Here is a 311-nt window from a genome sequence, read left to right as displayed (position 1 = left end):
ATGCTCCAGCAGTCGGGAGGGCGGTCCGGCGGATGCGCCGGACCGCCCCGGCGGTCTTACTTCGCGGCGGCGTAGATGTCGTCGACGGTCTGGCAGATCGTCGCGGCATCCGTGCCGGGGGTGAAGGCGACCGAGGTCGCGCGGTACATGGGGTTGGAGACGTCGGCCGGCACGTAGATGTCGGGCATCACGGGGAAGTCCACGGCCTCGGGCAGCTCGGTCAGAGACTGGGCGAGCAGTGGAGAGGTGACGCCGGACGTGTCGCCGCCGAAGTCGGCCACCGGGATCACGCCGCCCTCGTCGAGGATGCC

At 70.7% G+C, this 311-nt stretch carries 1 protein-coding gene; it reads right to left on the bottom strand.

The window, feature by feature from the left end; genetic code table 11:
• Positions 1-56: 56 nt before the first annotated feature.
• Positions 57-311 (bottom strand): hypothetical protein (locus tag SB658_RS22920; RefSeq protein ID WP_410602549.1); only part of this gene is annotated, 255 nt, incomplete at its 5' end.

The sequence above is a fragment of the Bacillus sp. SIMBA_008 genome (assembly GCF_046535495.1).
GTDB lineage: Bacteria > Bacillota > Bacilli > Bacillales > Bacillaceae > Bacillus > Bacillus subtilis.
This window is presented reverse-complemented; position numbering and strand designations above follow the sequence as displayed.